Origin of the sequence: Flagellimonas sp. (assembly GCF_965233845.1) — a bacterium.
GTDB lineage: Bacteria > Bacteroidota > Bacteroidia > Flavobacteriales > Flavobacteriaceae > Flagellimonas.
Genome location: NZ_OZ247584.1, coordinates 635,327 through 650,267, shown reverse-complemented (window position 1 = coordinate 650,267; position 14,941 = coordinate 635,327). Strand labels below are relative to the sequence as shown.

19 protein-coding genes and 5 tRNA genes are annotated in these 14,941 nt (G+C 41.4%); 1 reads left to right on the top strand and 23 read right to left on the bottom strand.

Annotated elements, in window-relative coordinates; all coding sequences use genetic code 11:
* Positions 1-16: 16 nt before the first annotated feature.
* From rplA to ACO6S0_RS02860, 23 genes are all read right to left on the bottom strand, one after another.
* Positions 17-709 carry a 50S ribosomal protein L1 gene (rplA, locus tag ACO6S0_RS02970; RefSeq protein WP_422350539.1) on the bottom strand — a complete coding sequence of 231 codons (693 nt, stop codon included), beginning with the start codon at positions 707-709 and terminating at the stop codon, positions 17-19.
* Positions 710-729: 20 nt separating this feature from the next.
* Positions 730-1,167, bottom strand: coding sequence for a 50S ribosomal protein L11 (gene rplK, locus ACO6S0_RS02965; protein WP_073181477.1), 438 nt, complete (start codon positions 1,165-1,167; stop codon positions 730-732).
* Positions 1,168-1,316: 149 nt separating this feature from the next.
* Positions 1,317-1,868, bottom strand: coding sequence for a transcription termination/antitermination protein NusG (gene nusG, locus ACO6S0_RS02960; RefSeq protein ID WP_138839375.1), 552 nt, complete (start codon positions 1,866-1,868; stop codon positions 1,317-1,319).
* Between the two features lie 6 nt (positions 1,869-1,874).
* Positions 1,875-2,063, bottom strand: coding sequence for a preprotein translocase subunit SecE (gene secE, locus ACO6S0_RS02955; protein ID WP_138839377.1), 189 nt, complete (start codon positions 2,061-2,063; stop codon positions 1,875-1,877).
* Between the two features lie 113 nt (positions 2,064-2,176).
* Positions 2,177-2,249, bottom strand: a tRNA-Trp gene (locus tag ACO6S0_RS02950).
* Between the two features lie 69 nt (positions 2,250-2,318).
* Entirely contained in the window at positions 2,319-3,506 is a 1,188-nt protein-coding gene (gene tuf, locus ACO6S0_RS02945; RefSeq protein WP_422350538.1) for an elongation factor Tu, read from the bottom strand.
* 164 nt (positions 3,507-3,670) lie between these two features.
* Positions 3,671-3,742: transfer RNA gene (locus ACO6S0_RS02940), tRNA-Thr, on the bottom strand.
* Between the two features lie 94 nt (positions 3,743-3,836).
* Positions 3,837-3,909, bottom strand: a tRNA-Gly gene (locus ACO6S0_RS02935).
* A 133-nt stretch (positions 3,910-4,042) separates the two neighbouring features.
* A tRNA-Tyr gene (locus ACO6S0_RS02930) sits at positions 4,043-4,125 on the bottom strand.
* 22 nt (positions 4,126-4,147) lie between these two features.
* A tRNA-Thr gene (locus tag ACO6S0_RS02925) sits at positions 4,148-4,221 on the bottom strand.
* 101 nt (positions 4,222-4,322) lie between these two features.
* A complete protein-coding gene (gene hpf / locus ACO6S0_RS02920; RefSeq protein ID WP_138839381.1) occupies positions 4,323-4,625 on the bottom strand; it encodes a ribosome hibernation-promoting factor, HPF/YfiA family in 303 nt (100 codons plus the stop codon).
* A 57-nt stretch (positions 4,626-4,682) separates the two neighbouring features.
* Positions 4,683-5,573, bottom strand: coding sequence for a tyrosine-type recombinase/integrase (locus ACO6S0_RS02915; protein WP_422350537.1), 891 nt, complete (start codon positions 5,571-5,573; stop codon positions 4,683-4,685).
* 92 nt (positions 5,574-5,665) lie between these two features.
* Positions 5,666-5,860 carry a 30S ribosomal protein S21 gene (rpsU, locus tag ACO6S0_RS02910; RefSeq protein WP_073181465.1) on the bottom strand — a complete coding sequence of 65 codons (195 nt, stop codon included), beginning with the start codon at positions 5,858-5,860 and terminating at the stop codon, positions 5,666-5,668.
* Positions 5,861-5,928: 68 nt separating this feature from the next.
* On the bottom strand, positions 5,929-7,068 hold the full coding sequence (locus ACO6S0_RS02905) for an acyl-CoA dehydrogenase family protein (protein ID WP_422351788.1): 1,140 nt from the start codon (positions 7,066-7,068) through the stop codon (positions 5,929-5,931).
* A gap of 34 nt (positions 7,069-7,102) precedes the next feature.
* Entirely contained in the window at positions 7,103-7,963 is an 861-nt protein-coding gene (locus ACO6S0_RS02900; RefSeq protein WP_422350536.1) for a ComEA family DNA-binding protein, read from the bottom strand.
* A 9-nt stretch (positions 7,964-7,972) separates the two neighbouring features.
* Positions 7,973-9,589: an alanine/glycine:cation symporter family protein gene (locus ACO6S0_RS02895; RefSeq protein WP_422350535.1), complete on the bottom strand. Its 1,617-nt coding sequence runs from the start codon at positions 9,587-9,589 to the stop codon at positions 7,973-7,975.
* An 85-nt stretch (positions 9,590-9,674) separates the two neighbouring features.
* On the bottom strand, positions 9,675-10,682 hold the full coding sequence (locus ACO6S0_RS02890; RefSeq protein ID WP_422350534.1) for a potassium channel family protein: 1,008 nt from the start codon (positions 10,680-10,682) through the stop codon (positions 9,675-9,677).
* 1 nt (position 10,683) lies between these two features.
* Entirely contained in the window at positions 10,684-10,911 is a 228-nt protein-coding gene (locus ACO6S0_RS02885) for a PspC domain-containing protein (RefSeq protein WP_138839391.1), read from the bottom strand.
* A 143-nt stretch (positions 10,912-11,054) separates the two neighbouring features.
* A complete protein-coding gene (locus ACO6S0_RS02880; RefSeq protein ID WP_422350533.1) occupies positions 11,055-12,263 on the bottom strand; it encodes a DUF2851 family protein in 1,209 nt (402 codons plus the stop codon).
* A 21-nt stretch (positions 12,264-12,284) separates the two neighbouring features.
* Positions 12,285-12,794 (bottom strand): DinB family protein, encoded by a 510-nt coding sequence (locus ACO6S0_RS02875; protein WP_422350532.1) that lies wholly within the window; start codon positions 12,792-12,794, stop codon positions 12,285-12,287.
* Positions 12,795-12,796: 2 nt separating this feature from the next.
* A complete protein-coding gene (locus ACO6S0_RS02870; RefSeq protein WP_422350531.1) occupies positions 12,797-13,108 on the bottom strand; it encodes a rhodanese-like domain-containing protein in 312 nt (103 codons plus the stop codon).
* A 74-nt stretch (positions 13,109-13,182) separates the two neighbouring features.
* Positions 13,183-13,800: a thioredoxin family protein gene (locus tag ACO6S0_RS02865; RefSeq protein WP_422350530.1), complete on the bottom strand. Its 618-nt coding sequence runs from the start codon at positions 13,798-13,800 to the stop codon at positions 13,183-13,185.
* Between the two features lie 6 nt (positions 13,801-13,806).
* A complete protein-coding gene (locus ACO6S0_RS02860; protein WP_422350529.1) occupies positions 13,807-14,361 on the bottom strand; it encodes a TlpA disulfide reductase family protein in 555 nt (184 codons plus the stop codon).
* Between the two features lie 132 nt (positions 14,362-14,493).
* Here ACO6S0_RS02860 and ACO6S0_RS02855 point away from each other — a divergent pair, with 132 nt between their 5' ends.
* Positions 14,494-14,940, top strand: coding sequence for a MarR family winged helix-turn-helix transcriptional regulator (locus ACO6S0_RS02855; RefSeq protein WP_422350528.1), 447 nt, complete (start codon positions 14,494-14,496; stop codon positions 14,938-14,940).
* Position 14,941 lies beyond the last annotated feature (1 nt).

Sequence of the window (14,941 nt, the reverse complement as noted above, 5' to 3'; positions counted from 1 at the left end):
AATATTGAACTACCAGTTATGAAACTGCTTTAGGATCTAATTGAACACTAGGACTCATGGTACTGGACAAGTAGATGCTCTTCATATAAACACCTTTTGCAGCAGCAGGCTTCATTTTTACCAAAGTATCTATCAATTCCTTGGCGTTTCCTGCAATTTTATCAGCGGAAAAGGAAGCTTTTCCAATTGCTGCGTGTACAATACCGGTTTTGTCCACTTTAAAATCAATTTTACCGGCCTTCACATCAGATACAGCTTTTGCCACATCCATGGTTACAGTACCGGTCTTTGGATTGGGCATTAAACCTCTTGGTCCCAAAACTCTACCTAAAGGACCTAGTTTACCCATTACGCTTGGCATGGTGATGATTACATCAACATCAGTCCAACCGCCTTTGATTTTATCCAAATATTCATCCAACCCAACAAAGTCAGCACCAGCTTCCTTAGCTTCTGCTTCCTTATCCGGGGTCACCAATGCCAAAACCTTTACGTCTTTACCGGTTCCATGAGGAAGGGTAACTACGCCACGTACCATTTGGTTTGCTTTTCTTGGGTCTACACCCAAACGAACTGCAAGGTCAATGGAAGCGTCAAACTTTACATTGGTTATTTCTTTTACTAAAGCTGATGCCTCTTCCAAAGAATAGAGCTTGTTCTTGTCTATTTTGGAATGGGCTTCTTTCTGCTTTTTAGTCAATCTTGCCATTATTAAATTGCTTTAAGATTTTAAAAAGGTCTTTTACCAGCTACTTTAAGCCCCATAGATCTTGCAGTACCCGCAACCATACTCATTGCAGATTCTACGGTAAATGCATTCAAATCGACCATTTTGTCTTCAGCGATTGCTTTTACCTGATCCCAGGATACACTACCTGATTTAACCCTGTTAGGTTCGCCAGATCCTTTTTTAATCTTAGCTGCTTCCAACAATTGAACTGCCGCGGGTGGTGTTTTTACAACAAACTCAAACGATTTGTCTTTGTAAACGGTGATAACAACTGGTAATACTTTACCGGGCTTGTCCTGTGTACGCGCATTAAACTGCTTACAGAACTCCATAATGTTAACACCAGCAGCACCTAAGGCGGGTCCAACCGGTGGCGATGGATTCGCAGCACCTCCCCTAACTTGTAATTTAACTACCTTATCTACTTCTTTTGCCATTGTTTTTAATTAAAATGAAAGTGTGTTAATTGGAAGCAACACAACTTTATATATGTAACAGCTCTATTTTATTTTTGAGAGTCAAGACCTTTATAGACAAGATTCAAGACTGCTCACTGTCTTGTTTCTTGGTTCCATCCATCTCGAATCTATACTTTCTCTACTTGCATATAGCTAAGCTCCAATGGTGTTTTTCTTCCGAAAATTTTCACCATCACCTCAAGCTTACGCTTCTCTTCATTAATCTTCTCAACCGTTCCGTTGAAACCGTTGAAAGGACCATCAATTACTTTGATAGTTTCACCCAAAACGAAAGGAATGGCCACATTGTCCGTGTTCACGGCCAACTCATCCACTTTTCCAAGCATGCGGTTCACCTCTGCTTTTCTTAGTGGAACTGGATCCCCACCTTTGGTTTCTCCCAAAAAGCCAATTACATTGGTAATGGAGCGAATGATGTGCACCATTTCCCCACCTAAATTGGCCTTGATCATGATATATCCAGGAAAGTAAACCCTTTCTTTGTTGATTTTTTTCCCGTTACGGATCTGTACAACTTTTTCGGTAGGCACAAGAACTTCTTCCAAGTAATCCCCAAAACCATTGCGCTCCACTTCACTTTCAATGTAGCCTTTGATTTTGTTCTCTTGACCACTAACAGCCCTTACTACGTACCATTTTTTCTCCAGAACCTCAGACATACCCAACTATCCTATTATGTTATCAAAATACAAACGGATCAACTTACTGAACAGGGAATCCACTCCCCAAGTGGCCAATGCAAACAAGATTGAAAAAACCGCCACAATCACCATTAGATTGGATGCTTTTTCCCTGTCTAACCACGTAACGTTACTCTTTAATTCTTCAAAAGATTCCTTAATGTAAGTGAACATAGTGTATTTGTATTTTCTCAGTATGCTTCGACTGCGCTCAGCACAGGCTTCGGAGAGATTTCCTATAGGGTCAATGCTCTCGTCTCGCATACTTTTTTGTCTTTTCCGCTTTGCACGGGAGGAGAGACTCGAACTCCCGACACCTGGTTTTGGAGACCAGTGCTCTACCAACTGAGCTACACCCGTTTATATTTACACTGAAAGGTATCCCGATTTATCGGGACACCCTTTAGTGCAATATTTATTGTAATATGATTAATCTAGGATCTCAGTAACCTGACCAGCTCCTACAGTTCTACCACCTTCACGGATAGCGAAACGTAGACCTACGCTCAATGCGATTGGCTGGATCAAATCAACTGTAATGGTCAAGTTATCACCCGGCATTACCATTTCAACTCCATCAGGAAGGTTGATGTTTCCTGTTACGTCAGTTGTTCTTACGTAGAACTGAGGACGGTAGTTGTTGTGGAATGGTGTGTGACGACCACCTTCTTCTTTCTTAAGGATATAAACCTCAGCTTTGAATTTAGCGTGTGGCTTAACGGAACCTGGCTTACAGATTACCATACCTCTTTTGATGTCGGATTTTTCAATACCTCTCAAAAGGATACCTACGTTATCACCAGCTTCACCTCTATCCAAAATCTTACGGAACATCTCTACCCCGGTGATAGTGGAAGAAAGTTTCTCAGCGCCCATACCAATAATATCAACAGCATCACCTGTATTGGCAACACCTGTTTCGATACGACCAGTAGCAACAGTACCACGACCAGTAATGGTGAATACGTCTTCTACAGGCATCAAGAAATCTTTATCAACATCTCTTTTAGGAAGCTCAATCCACTCATCAACAGCAGCCATCAACTCCATTACGGTGTCTACCCACTTTTGCTCACCGTTAAGTGCACCTAGGGCAGAACCAGAGATAACAGGTCCGTTGTCACCATCGTACTCGTAGAAAGAAAGCAATTCTCTTACTTCCATCTCAACAAGTTCCAAAAGCTCCTCATCGTCAACCATGTCAACTTTGTTCAAGAAAACAACTATTCTTGGAATACCTACCTGACGTCCAAGAAGGATGTGCTCACGAGTTTGTGGCATAGGCCCATCAGTTGCAGCAACAACCAAGATGGCACCGTCCATTTGCGCAGCACCAGTAACCATGTTCTTTACGTAATCCGCGTGACCCGGACAGTCAACGTGGGCGTAGTGACGGTTTTCTGTTTGATACTCTACGTGAGACGTGTTGATGGTAATACCCCTTTCTTTTTCTTCAGGAGCATTATCAATTGAATCAAAGCTTCTAAGCTCTGACAAGCCCGCGTTTGCCAATACGGTAGTAATAGCAGCGGTCAACGTAGTTTTTCCGTGATCCACGTGGCCAATAGTACCAATATTTAAGTGCGGTTTGGAACGATCAAAAGTTTCCTTTGCCATTTTAAATAATTTTAATCTTAGTTTATATTAGTGTACAAATCGTTTTGAGCCAATGACGGGATTTGAACCTCCCGAAACAAGTTCGGAACAGGCGCGACCCTAGGTCACTTCCCCCCGGTGGAACCAAAACATTTTGGCTTCACCAATAGCATTTCATTTTTTTGAGCCAATGACGGGATTTGAACCCGTGACCTCTTCCTTACCAAGGAAACGCTCTACCCCTGAGCTACACCGGCGTAAAGTGTTGAATCAACTACCTTTAAAAACTAAAGGAAGAGATTCCTGCTTTCACTTCGACTAGGCTCAGTATAAGTGCAGGAATGACTTTAGAGCGGGAGACCGGGTTCGAACCGGCGACATTCAGCTTGGAAGGCTGACGCTCTACCAACTGAGCTACTCCCGCATTTATGGATTTTACATCCAATGGTATTCAATATTTCAACTTAAATCCCAACACAAGTTGGAATTGAACTTTAAACTTTCATTTACATTCTTACAAAAGTAAACTTTTGACAAATGCCCCCTCAAGTTTGTTGTGGGGAGAGCAGGATTCGAACCTGCGAAGGTGAAAACCAACAGATTTACAGTCTGTCCTCGTTGGCCGCTTGAGTATCTCCCCGCCTTATTTTCAGTAACTTACGAGCCGATAGAGGGACTCGAACCCACGACCTGCTGATTACAAATCAGCTGCTCTAGCCAGCTGAGCTATATCGGCTTTTTAGAGCCTTTTTTACATAAAAAAAGTCCGCTATTTCTAACGGACTGCAAATGTATATATTTATTTTTTTAATCAAAATAAATTTTCAAAAATTTTCATCAAGCTTTTGCCCTCATTTTCTCTTTCTTTTTCACCAATTGTCTTTCCAAAGAACTACAGGCAGAATCCACAGCTTCCTCAAAAGATTTGCATTGCTTTTTCACAATGATTTTATCCCGGGGCACCAACAACTTGATCTCCACAATCTTATTTTCCTTTGCGCTTGTATTTTCCACTTTCAAATACACATCGGAACCTATAACCTTATCATAAAAAACATCCAGCTTATCCATTCGTTTTTGAATGAAATCCAATAGCTTGGCATCCGCGTCAAAATTTACCGATTGTGCATTTACTTTCATAAGATTTAGTTTTTAGGGTTGCCCAGGGCAACTTGGTTAAACATTTCAAGAAATCCACTATTTCTTGTTTCTGGGATGGGCGTTCAAGTGAACCTTTTTGAGTTCGGCTATACTGTTGTGTGTGTACACTTGCGTAGACGCCAAACTGGAATGCCCCAATAATTCCTTAACGGAATTCAAATCTGCTCCCCTATTTAGCAAGTGCGTTGCAAAGGTGTGCCTGAGTATATGAGGGCTCTTTTTCACCTTAGGAGATACCAAACTAAAATACTTATTTATGGTACGATAAACAAGTGTTTCATAAATTTTAAGACCTGCTTTCGTCAAAAAAAGGTAAGTCCCGTCTGTAACGGAATTAAGCTGGCTGCGCAGCCCCAAATAGTCCTGGAGCATCTGTACCGTGGCCGGTAAAAGCGGCAACAATCTTTCTTTATTTCTTTTACCCAGTACTTTAAGGGTTTGGTTGGCAGCACTGAAATCTGTACACTTTAAATTGACCAGCTCTGCCCTACGGACACCCGTTGCGTAGAGCAATTCAATAATCAGCTTGTCCCTAACCCCTTCAAAATCGTCTTTAAAAGGTATTTCCAACAATATTTTCTCCATTTCTTGCTCGGAAAAAGGCACTTCCACCTTTTTATTGGTCTTAAGTGCCCTATGTTTTGTCAGGGGAGAGACATTTAGCCGTCCTATCTTTTGTAGAAATCTATAGTAGGCCCGTAAAGACGATATCTTTCTATTTACGGTACGATTGGAGATCCCTTTGCCCACCAGGTCAACAATCCAACTTCTTATAATAGTGTACTCCACATTATCTATAGAAGTTATCTCGTAGGTGTCCCGACAAAAATCCGAAAACTCCACAATATCCTTTTGATAAGCGGTTATGGTATGCTCCGAATAATTTTTCTCCAGCCTTAGATATGATATGAAAGCGGACAGCTGCATAAATCAAAGTTACCCAATGCAATTACATTTAAAAACAAAAATCCCGTTACAATGTTTTGCAACGGGATTCTATATGGTTCGGGAATAAGATTCTAGATTTCCTCTTGATCTCTTAGTCCTTGTATATATTGAGCTTTTTGAATTTCGGCTCTACGCTTTACAGAAGGCTTTGTAAATTGCTGTCTTTTACGCAATTGACGCATGGTACCTGTCTTATCAAACTTACGCTTGAAACGCTTTAAAGCTCTATCGATGTTTTCTCCTTCTTTTACTGGTATAATTAACATGGGCTACAACCTCCTCTCTTTTAGATTTTGGAGTGCAAATATACTGCTAATAAATAGAATTGAACAAATTACTTGAGGATATTTCTTGAAATAACCACTTTCTGGATTTCGGTAGTCCCCTCTCCAATGGTACAAAGCTTGGCATCCCTATAGAACTTCTCCACAGGAAAATCCTTGGTATACCCATATCCACCATGAATCTGTACCGCTTCGTTGGCCGCTTTCACACAGACCTCAGAGGCATACATCTTGCACATGGCCCCTAATTTGGTCACAGGTTTGCCTTCATTTTTTAGAAACGCTGCCTTGTGCAACAATAACTCCGAGGCTTCAATCTCGGTAGCCATATCTGCCAGCTTAAAGGATATCCCTTGAAATTCACTGATAGGCTTTCCAAATTGCACCCGCTCTTTGGAATATTTCAATGCGGCTTCATAAGACCCTTTGGCCACCCCAAGTGATAGTGCTCCAATAGAAATTCTTCCACCGTCCAAGACCTTCATGGATTGAATGAACCCTTCCCCGATCTCCCCCAAACGGTTTTCATCCGGAATCCTGCAATCAGAGAAAATGAGCTCAGCCGTTTCACTGGCCCGCATTCCCAACTTATCTTCTTTCTTACCGCTACTAAACCCAGGAGTGCCTTTTTCAACAGCAAAAGCCGTCATCCCCCTGCTATCTCCTTTTTCACCAGTACGGGCAATGACAACAGCAACATCCCCACTTATTCCATGGGTGATGAAGTTCTTGGCACCATTGAGTATCCAAAAATCCCCATCCTTTACCGCTGTAGTATTCATTCCCCCCGCATCTGAACCAGTATTATGCTCTGTCAAGCCCCAGGCACCCAGCCACTCGGCTGTTGCCAATTTAGGAATCCATCGTTGCTTTTGTTCATCATTCCCAAAAGAAAGAATATGATTGGTGCATAAGGAGTTATGGGCAGCGACGGAAAGTCCAATAGCAGGATCCACTTTGGAAATCTCTTCCAAAATGGCAACGTATTCATGATACCCAAGTCCTGAACCTCCAAGTTCTTCCGGTACCAACACGCCCATGAAGCCCAGCTCCCCAGCCTTTTTAAACACCTCTATGGGAAACGTCTGTTTCTCATCCCATTCCATTACATAAGGTTGAATGTACTGCTGCGCAAATTCGCGTGCAGCCTCAGCAACCATCTTCTGGGTCTCTGAATATTCAAAGTTCATCGTGGACAAAGTATCCGTCACCATTCGCAAAATTTTATAGGGTCAAATATAATTTAATTCTATCAATCCTTTCATTGGGAAAGGTCTCCACCTTGGCTAAATCACCCAAGGATTTAAAGGAGCCGTTTACCTGTCTAAACTGAACAATTTCCTGGGCCAAACTTTGGTTGATATAAATTAAACGGGATAATTCCTCAACTGTTGCCGTGTTCACATTCACTTTTCGGATTTCGGGAAGGGTCAACACCTTAAATTTCTTCAGGGTGCGCTCAACAACCTCTGGCTCCAACCCGTAAACATCATGAAGTTGCTCCTCAACCAAAAATCCACCCAATCGGTCTCTAAACTTGACAATGCGAGCAGATAACTTGTCACCAATCCCCTTTACCTTCTTGAGGTCTTGGGCAGTGGCTTTGTTTAAATCCAGAATTTCCACCCTATTGGACGCATTGCGCTTCTTCGTAAAGGTTGACTTAGCACTATTATTCCAATTGGGAAATTTGAAATATGGTGCTATCTGAAGAAGCAGGGAATCCGAAACCAGGGTGACTCGTTGAAATTCCTCAGCAGAGTTCACATACTTGCCTTGTTTTCTCAAGGCATACAATCTATCCAGTTCGTCTGGGGCAATCCCCAAGGTATACCCTTTATATTCTTTGATAAAGTTTGGATTGAATGGATATAACTTAAAGGAAGGCTTCTGCTGTTGGATATGCCGCAAACTGTCAACCCAAGATTGCTCCAAATTATCAACCAAAAACTTGGAAGGTTCCGTATTGGACGAAGAGCTGACATAAAAGTACACTCCTTGCAATACAATAATCAGCAGCAACAAAAAGAAAATCCCACTCCGTTCTTGTTTATTGAATCTGAAGTGGGACTTAAGTTTTTTCAAAGTGGTGGATTACTTGCTCTTGACAAAATTCTTGATGTCGGTCACATATTTGTCCATTTCTTCCCTTACCCTTGGGAACAAGAACAACAGCCCGATCATATTTGGGAATACCAAGGCTAGAATCATGGCATCGGAGAACTTGATAACTGCATCGAGAGTTGCCGCAGCACCAATTACAACAAAGATCAAGAACAATACTTTGTAGGCCGTATCCGCTTTTCTACCTCTTCCAAAAAGATATTTCCAAGATTGAAGTCCGTAGTAAGACCAAGAAATCATGGTAGAGAAGGCAAAAAGTATGATAGCGATAGTCAATACATATCTAAATCCTGGAATAACAGAATCGTATGCCATGGAGGTCAAATCAACACCCCCAACGTATTCCCCGGTCTCCGTAATGAGAACGGTACTGTTTACTGCATTTCCATAATCAAATGCTCCTGCATCCATATTAAAGAAGATGATGACCAAGGCAGTCATGGTACAAATCACCACGGTATCAATAAAAGGCTCCAAAAGGGCAACAACACCCTCACTTGCCGGGTATTTGGTTTTAACCGCGGAGTGCGCAATGGCTGCGGAACCGGCTCCTGCCTCATTGGAGAAAGCCGCTCTCTGGAATCCAACAATGATCACACCCACTATACCTCCTAAACCAGCTGCAGGAGTGAAGGCTCCTGCGAAAATCATTCCGAAGGCGTCTCCTATATATTCAATGTTGGCAAAAATAATCACCAAGGATGCCAATACATATACACCGGCCATAAAGGGAACTATCTTCTCCGTTACGCTGGCAATTTTCTTGATTCCTCCTATGATTACAATACCCACCAAAATGGCCAAGACAACACCGATTACAAATCCAGTGGCTCCACCTTGAAGATTTAACATAGTTGACAATTGCACCGCCGCCTGATTGGACTGAAAGGCATTTCCTCCTCCAAAGGACGCTCCAACGCATAAAATGGCAAATATGACAGCCAACACTTTTCCAAGGCCTGTGAATCCTCTTTCCTTAAGTCCTTTGGACAGGTAGTACATAGGCCCTCCGTACACAGTTCCGTCCTCACCAACATCCCTGTATTTTACACCCAAGGTACATTCCACAAACTTGGTTGACATACCAATGAGACCGCAAACAATCATCCAAAAGGTTGCTCCTGGTCCGCCAATGGCAATAGCTACCGCTACCCCTGCAATGTTACCCAGACCAACAGTTCCAGAAACTGCGGTGGCCAAGGCTTGAAAGTGACTTACCTCTCCTTCCTTGCTTTCATCCTTGATGGTACCATGAACATCACCGTCAACAACATTCAAATCTGTTTTTTCTGCACTGTGATGGTCCAATTCATCATACTTTCCACGAACTGTGTTTATGGCCAAACCAAATTTGGAAATGTTGGGAAACTTGAAAACAATAGTGAAAAATGTGGCACCAAAAATCAATAAGATCAATACCAAGGGCATGTTGTACTCCCCTATTGGGATGGACGTAAGTACGAATCCTTCCCACCAGGTGGCAAAGGGCATAAATGCATCGTTGACCCTTTCGTCCAGGCCTTTTTCTTGAGCAGTTGATAAAAACGGTAGAAATAGTAGTAGAAACAGAGGAATTCTGTATTTCATGATATGAAGTTTGGTATGTTAATTTGATGTAAAGTGGGCAATATCCTAAAAAAATTCAACGGAATCAAATTTAAAAGTTATAAAACTAACCTATCTGAAACATTTGGTTGAGTTTCCTAATCTGCTCTGGTCTACCCAAAACAATGACTTTTCCCTTGGGTTGCAATTGAAGATCTGCCTCTGGGTTTATGATGTAATTGCCATCGGGTTCAATATACCCAATTATGGTACATCCGGTTCTTCTTCTCAAATCTAAATCGCGAAGGGAATTGCAGTCCACCTGATCCGTAAAATCCTCAATTTCCACTTCTTCCAGATTGGTGGTGTGCTCGCCCTCCATGGAAAGTTTATCCATAAAAGTGATCAGATCGGGCATGACCACCAAAGAGGCCATATGGTCGCCACCAATCTTATCTGGCATGATCACTTTGTCCGCTCCGGCAAACTGCAATTTGGTCTGGGAAGTTACCTGTGAAGCCCTGCTGATAATAAAAAGCTTTTCATTCAACTGACGAGCCGTAAGCACAACAAACAGGTTTTCGGCATCATCCGGAACCGCGGTTATCAGATATTGCGCACGTTCAATCCCTGCCTCCAACAAAACTTCGTCCTCATTGGCATCCCCTTCAACAAAAAGTACCTCATCTTCATAGCGTTCAATGACTTCCTTATCCCTTTCTATAACCACAAAAGGTTTATTGTACGCTTTAAGTCTTTCTGCAGCTTGCATTCCGTTTCTACCAAAACCACAAACCACAACATGGTCTGTAAGCGCATCTATTCGTTTTTTCACTTTTTTTCGTTTTAAAATTTGAAGTGAATTTCTTCCCAACAGGTATTCGGTTATCACCGATAAGGCAAAACCAAAAATGAAAACACTGGTTACAATTAAAAATACAGTAAAAATCTTTGCATCGGCATCCAAAGGCCTCACCTCTGAGAAACCTACCGTGGTCACCGTGATTATGGTCATGTAAACGGCCTCTATCCAGGTAAAATCTGAAAAGAATTTGTAGCCCACCACCCCAAAAAGCAATACAAGTACCATTAAACTAATGGCCCAGACTATTTTGGATCGCAGTAATCTTATCATATTAAAGGTCAAAAACTGAGGTTCGTTTGGTATAGACCAAATCCTTGATCTTCAACCAAAATGCAATAAAAAGGTATAGGGCAAAACCAAAACCCAAGGTTACAAAGGTTAAATAAATAAAGGTGGTACGAACCACCCTTGCACGGATACCCAATCGTTCGGCTATACGGCGGCAAACCTCGAATCCCCTTTTTTGGAAAAAGTAAAGTGTGTTGTAAAACAAGCCCATGATTTTAGTCTCTTTGCAAAAATATCCCTTGTGTCATATGCAAAGCATAGGTTAACCTAAGCTCGCTAAAATTATGTATTTCTATTCAATAAATGGGAACCCAAGCTGCATTGCAAACACTTATTTTTAGAACAGTACTTGGTTTACAGCTGAATTTTTGCTTGACTTTCCAAAGCATTTCGGCTCTTGGACCCCAGGGATGCAAAGTTCTTTATAATGGAATTTGTTTCTCCTGGAATGTTGGATACCAACGCAATCAAACTATCACTCCAATCTTGCCCCAGATGTTTTGCATAACAGAATTTAAGAGGTATCAAAGTATTGAGGATAAGCAAGTCCATAAAGGTTTCTGATAATGTCTTTGTTCTATTTCCAGAACGCTTACCAAAGGTGTAGTGGTTGTTCCAATAAGGGCTGGACGCTATCTGCAACACACTATACAAATCCATTACGCTTTCTTTTTCCACCAAGGTAGAAAACAAATTCTGGTGCTTAGCATATAAGTTGGCGAGTTGGGACAATCTAATGGTAGGAAAATTGGCCGGGCGTAATCCAAAGAATTCCGGCTTGCCAAACAAGGGGACTAGCTGATACTTTCTTTGTAAATACCGATATTCACTTTTGAGCTGTAGGAAATACGCATCCGAGCAGTCTTGCTCTTCCAACAGGCCAAAATGGCCAAAAAATAAACTTTCCAAAGCCCCAACATCCCTACTTTCCTTTCTTATGATTGAAAAGTCAAGCTGCAAAGCCCTTTGAAAAAAGAAATCCCCATTGATCTTGCTGCCAAAATTCTTGGTGAGCAGCACAAAAAGTACAGTTTCCCAATTATTGTTGGATTGCTTGAGCAAATTCAAAATCAGTTTTGATTTTTGCTCCAAACGTTCCATGTACAATCTGTTCAGGTAATTTTCCACCATAAAGGTGTCAAATTTTCCAAATTCATGTTCGCAATTGATAAATGATGGGTTGTAGTGCTGAAATAGCTCTTGATATTTCTCTAAAAGCGTGGGTGCAATGTAGTTTTTAAGTTCAAGGGTGGGAATAATCGTTCCATCCTTTCTAAAAATGGAAATATCGTCCTCCCAAACTACATGGAGGATCACATTGTCATAGTTTCTGTCTGTTTCATGGTGGTGCGCATACCAATCTGAAGATTTGAGGTGAATTTCCACATTACCAGCCCATAACTGACCGCCAACCTCAACCGAAGCATTAAAAAAATCAGGGCCGGCATACAAATTTAATGTACCCGGATTTTTGATTACAATGTCTTGGGAGGTTGTTGTGGTGAGGGGTTGTCCTTGAAGCTTGTCGCACCTCCATATAAAATGGAGTAGGTCTTCCTTCATGCCACTAAAATAGGAAAATGTTTACCACTTTCCCGCATAGGTCAGGGAATCCCCGGAAGAATGCTTTAAATAAGCATGTTTTAGATTATTGATTTGCCGAATGTGGTGGTAATCATGCGCCAGCCAGTTCAGCAGAAAGGAACGGGCCGATATCTTACCCAAATCAGGATGCTCCAAGGAACTTTCCCAATTGACATTTTCCAAGCCCTTTAACCATTTGATGGACGTGGCCCTTTCGCTTAAAAAGCATTGTAATATCTCTTGAAAATCCTGTTCCATATAGTTACGTTGGGTATACCACCCTTCAGGGTCAATGGGCACCAAAGATTTTGTGGGTGTTTCCAAAGCATGCTTAACGCGGGCCCTGAAATCTTCCTTTTCCTCATCCACCAAATGACAGATAATCCCTAAAATGCACCAGTCCGAAGGTTTTGCCTTCCATAGTAGCATTTGAGGAGGTAAGCCCGATAAGGTTTCCCTGAAAACTCCCGCATTGTTTTCCAATGCCGATATGATTTCATGGGAATGCATGCTTACTCGGCTACCTCACCTTCCCAGTTCATAAAACCTCCCTCGAGGTTATAGGTATTTTCAATACCAACACTGTTCATAATAGCGCAAGCTTGGGCACTTCGGTTACCTGATCTGCAGTATACATAGTAATTTTTGGATTTATCCAATTTTTCAATTTCATCCAAAAATTCCTGACCTAGGTATATATCTATATTGGTGGCTCCCGGAATGTATCCTTCTTCCACTTCTTCAGGGGTTCGTACATCCAAAACAAAGGCATTGGAATCATTTTCCAATTGCTCTTCCCATTCTTCTTGTGATAAATCTGACATCTTTAAGAGTTTAAGCTCTGCAAAAATAAAAATCCGGAGCATAACCCCGGATCTAAATCGTTTTATTCTTTTAATTAGACTTTTATACGACATCCCAAGGCTCGTGTCTTGGTCACCTCAATCTCTTTTCCGGCCAGCATGGCATCCACAGCATTTTCCACAAATTTTTCTTCCACTTTATTTGCATCCTGGTAGTTATCATCTATGGCACCGATATACCGTACCACATTTCCAGTAGTTGTCTTTTCCAGCACATAAACATGTGGGGTTCGAGTAGCCCCATATTGTGGGAAGATTTTTTGACCTTCATCCAACAAATAGGGAAAAGTAAACCCTTTGTCTGCTGCCCTTTGTTGCATTTTGGCAAAACTGTCTCCCGGTTGCTTGGACGGATTGTTGGGATTGATAGCTATTACAGGAACACCCAAAGGTTTGTACTTTTTGTCCAAAGCGATAATCCGGTCTTCATACTTAACAGCGTAAGGGCAGGTGTTGCAGGTAAAAATGACCAAAAAGCCTTTGGCAGTATCAAAATCAGAAAGGGAAACCATGGAACCATCCACATTTTTTAAGGAAAAATCGGTTGCCATATCCCCAATATCATAGCCTGCTTCAGTAGAATCCGTATGTCCACTAAATGCGCCCATTAACACTATAAGTGCTAAAAATCCAAAATTCCGAATTGTTTTCATGACCTATTATTTGGTAAAGCCGTTCACGGCTTCCGTTAACTCTTCATATGTAAAACCGTGGCCGTAAAACTTCCGCTGGTCTCCTTTATAAATAATGGTTGCCGGGATGGCCCCATCCCAGTCTTCATTAATTTTTGGAATCCAACTGTTCTGATCTGGGTCATCCAAAATCACTACTTCAGATAGTAATCCTTTCTTCTCCACATAGGGCTCCAACCTAGATTTCCACATGGAAGGCATATCCAAGCTCACCAAAATAACTTCTACCCCATCGACTTTACGTTCCGCGTTGACTTTTTCAAAGTAAGGCATCTCCTCTAAACAAGGTTTGCACCAGGTGGCCCAAAAGTTGACCACATAGGTTTTCCCATCATCTTTATATAACAAAGGTTCCAATCCGGCAAAATCATACACTGGAAATTTCACCTTTTCATCAATTTGGGCTTGGGCTTCTACATTGTCTTCCTCCTTGGAGGACATGGAGGTATCCTTTTTTGTTTTGTTGCCACATCCAGAAATCAAAAGAACCAAAAAAACACTGGAGCACAATAAGTATTTCATTTGCTGATATTTACACATTAAAATTAGGCAAAGCCCAATCCTTCATTTATTTTTTAACAAAAAATTATCTGTTAAAAGTAACATCCTATTCATAAAAGCACATACATTTGTCTATACAATTGTTGTAGAAACATGAATGTTGAAGAAATCATAAAGACAGAAATAAAAATACCAATCAGGGCACGAACCATGATTCACTTTGCCTTGGTAGCCAATAAAGTTAGGGAACAATTCGCCATAGCGTTAAAACCCTATGATGTTTCTGAACAACAATTTAATGTGCTCCGTATTCTGCGAGGACAAAAGGGAAAGCCTGCCAACCTTTCCACAATTAACGAACGTATGGTAACCAAAATGAGCAACACCACCCGTTTGGTGGACAAACTCATTCTCAAAGGCTATGTGGATCGTCGCACCTGTCCTGAAAATCGCCGCAAGGTGGAAATCATGATTACAGAAGAGGGAAAAACCGCTTTAAAGAAAATAGATAAGGTAATGGAGCAAACCGAAATTGAAGTTTTAAAAAATTTTACCTCCAAAGACCTTGATAATTTTAATACACTTCTAGATAAATTTTAAT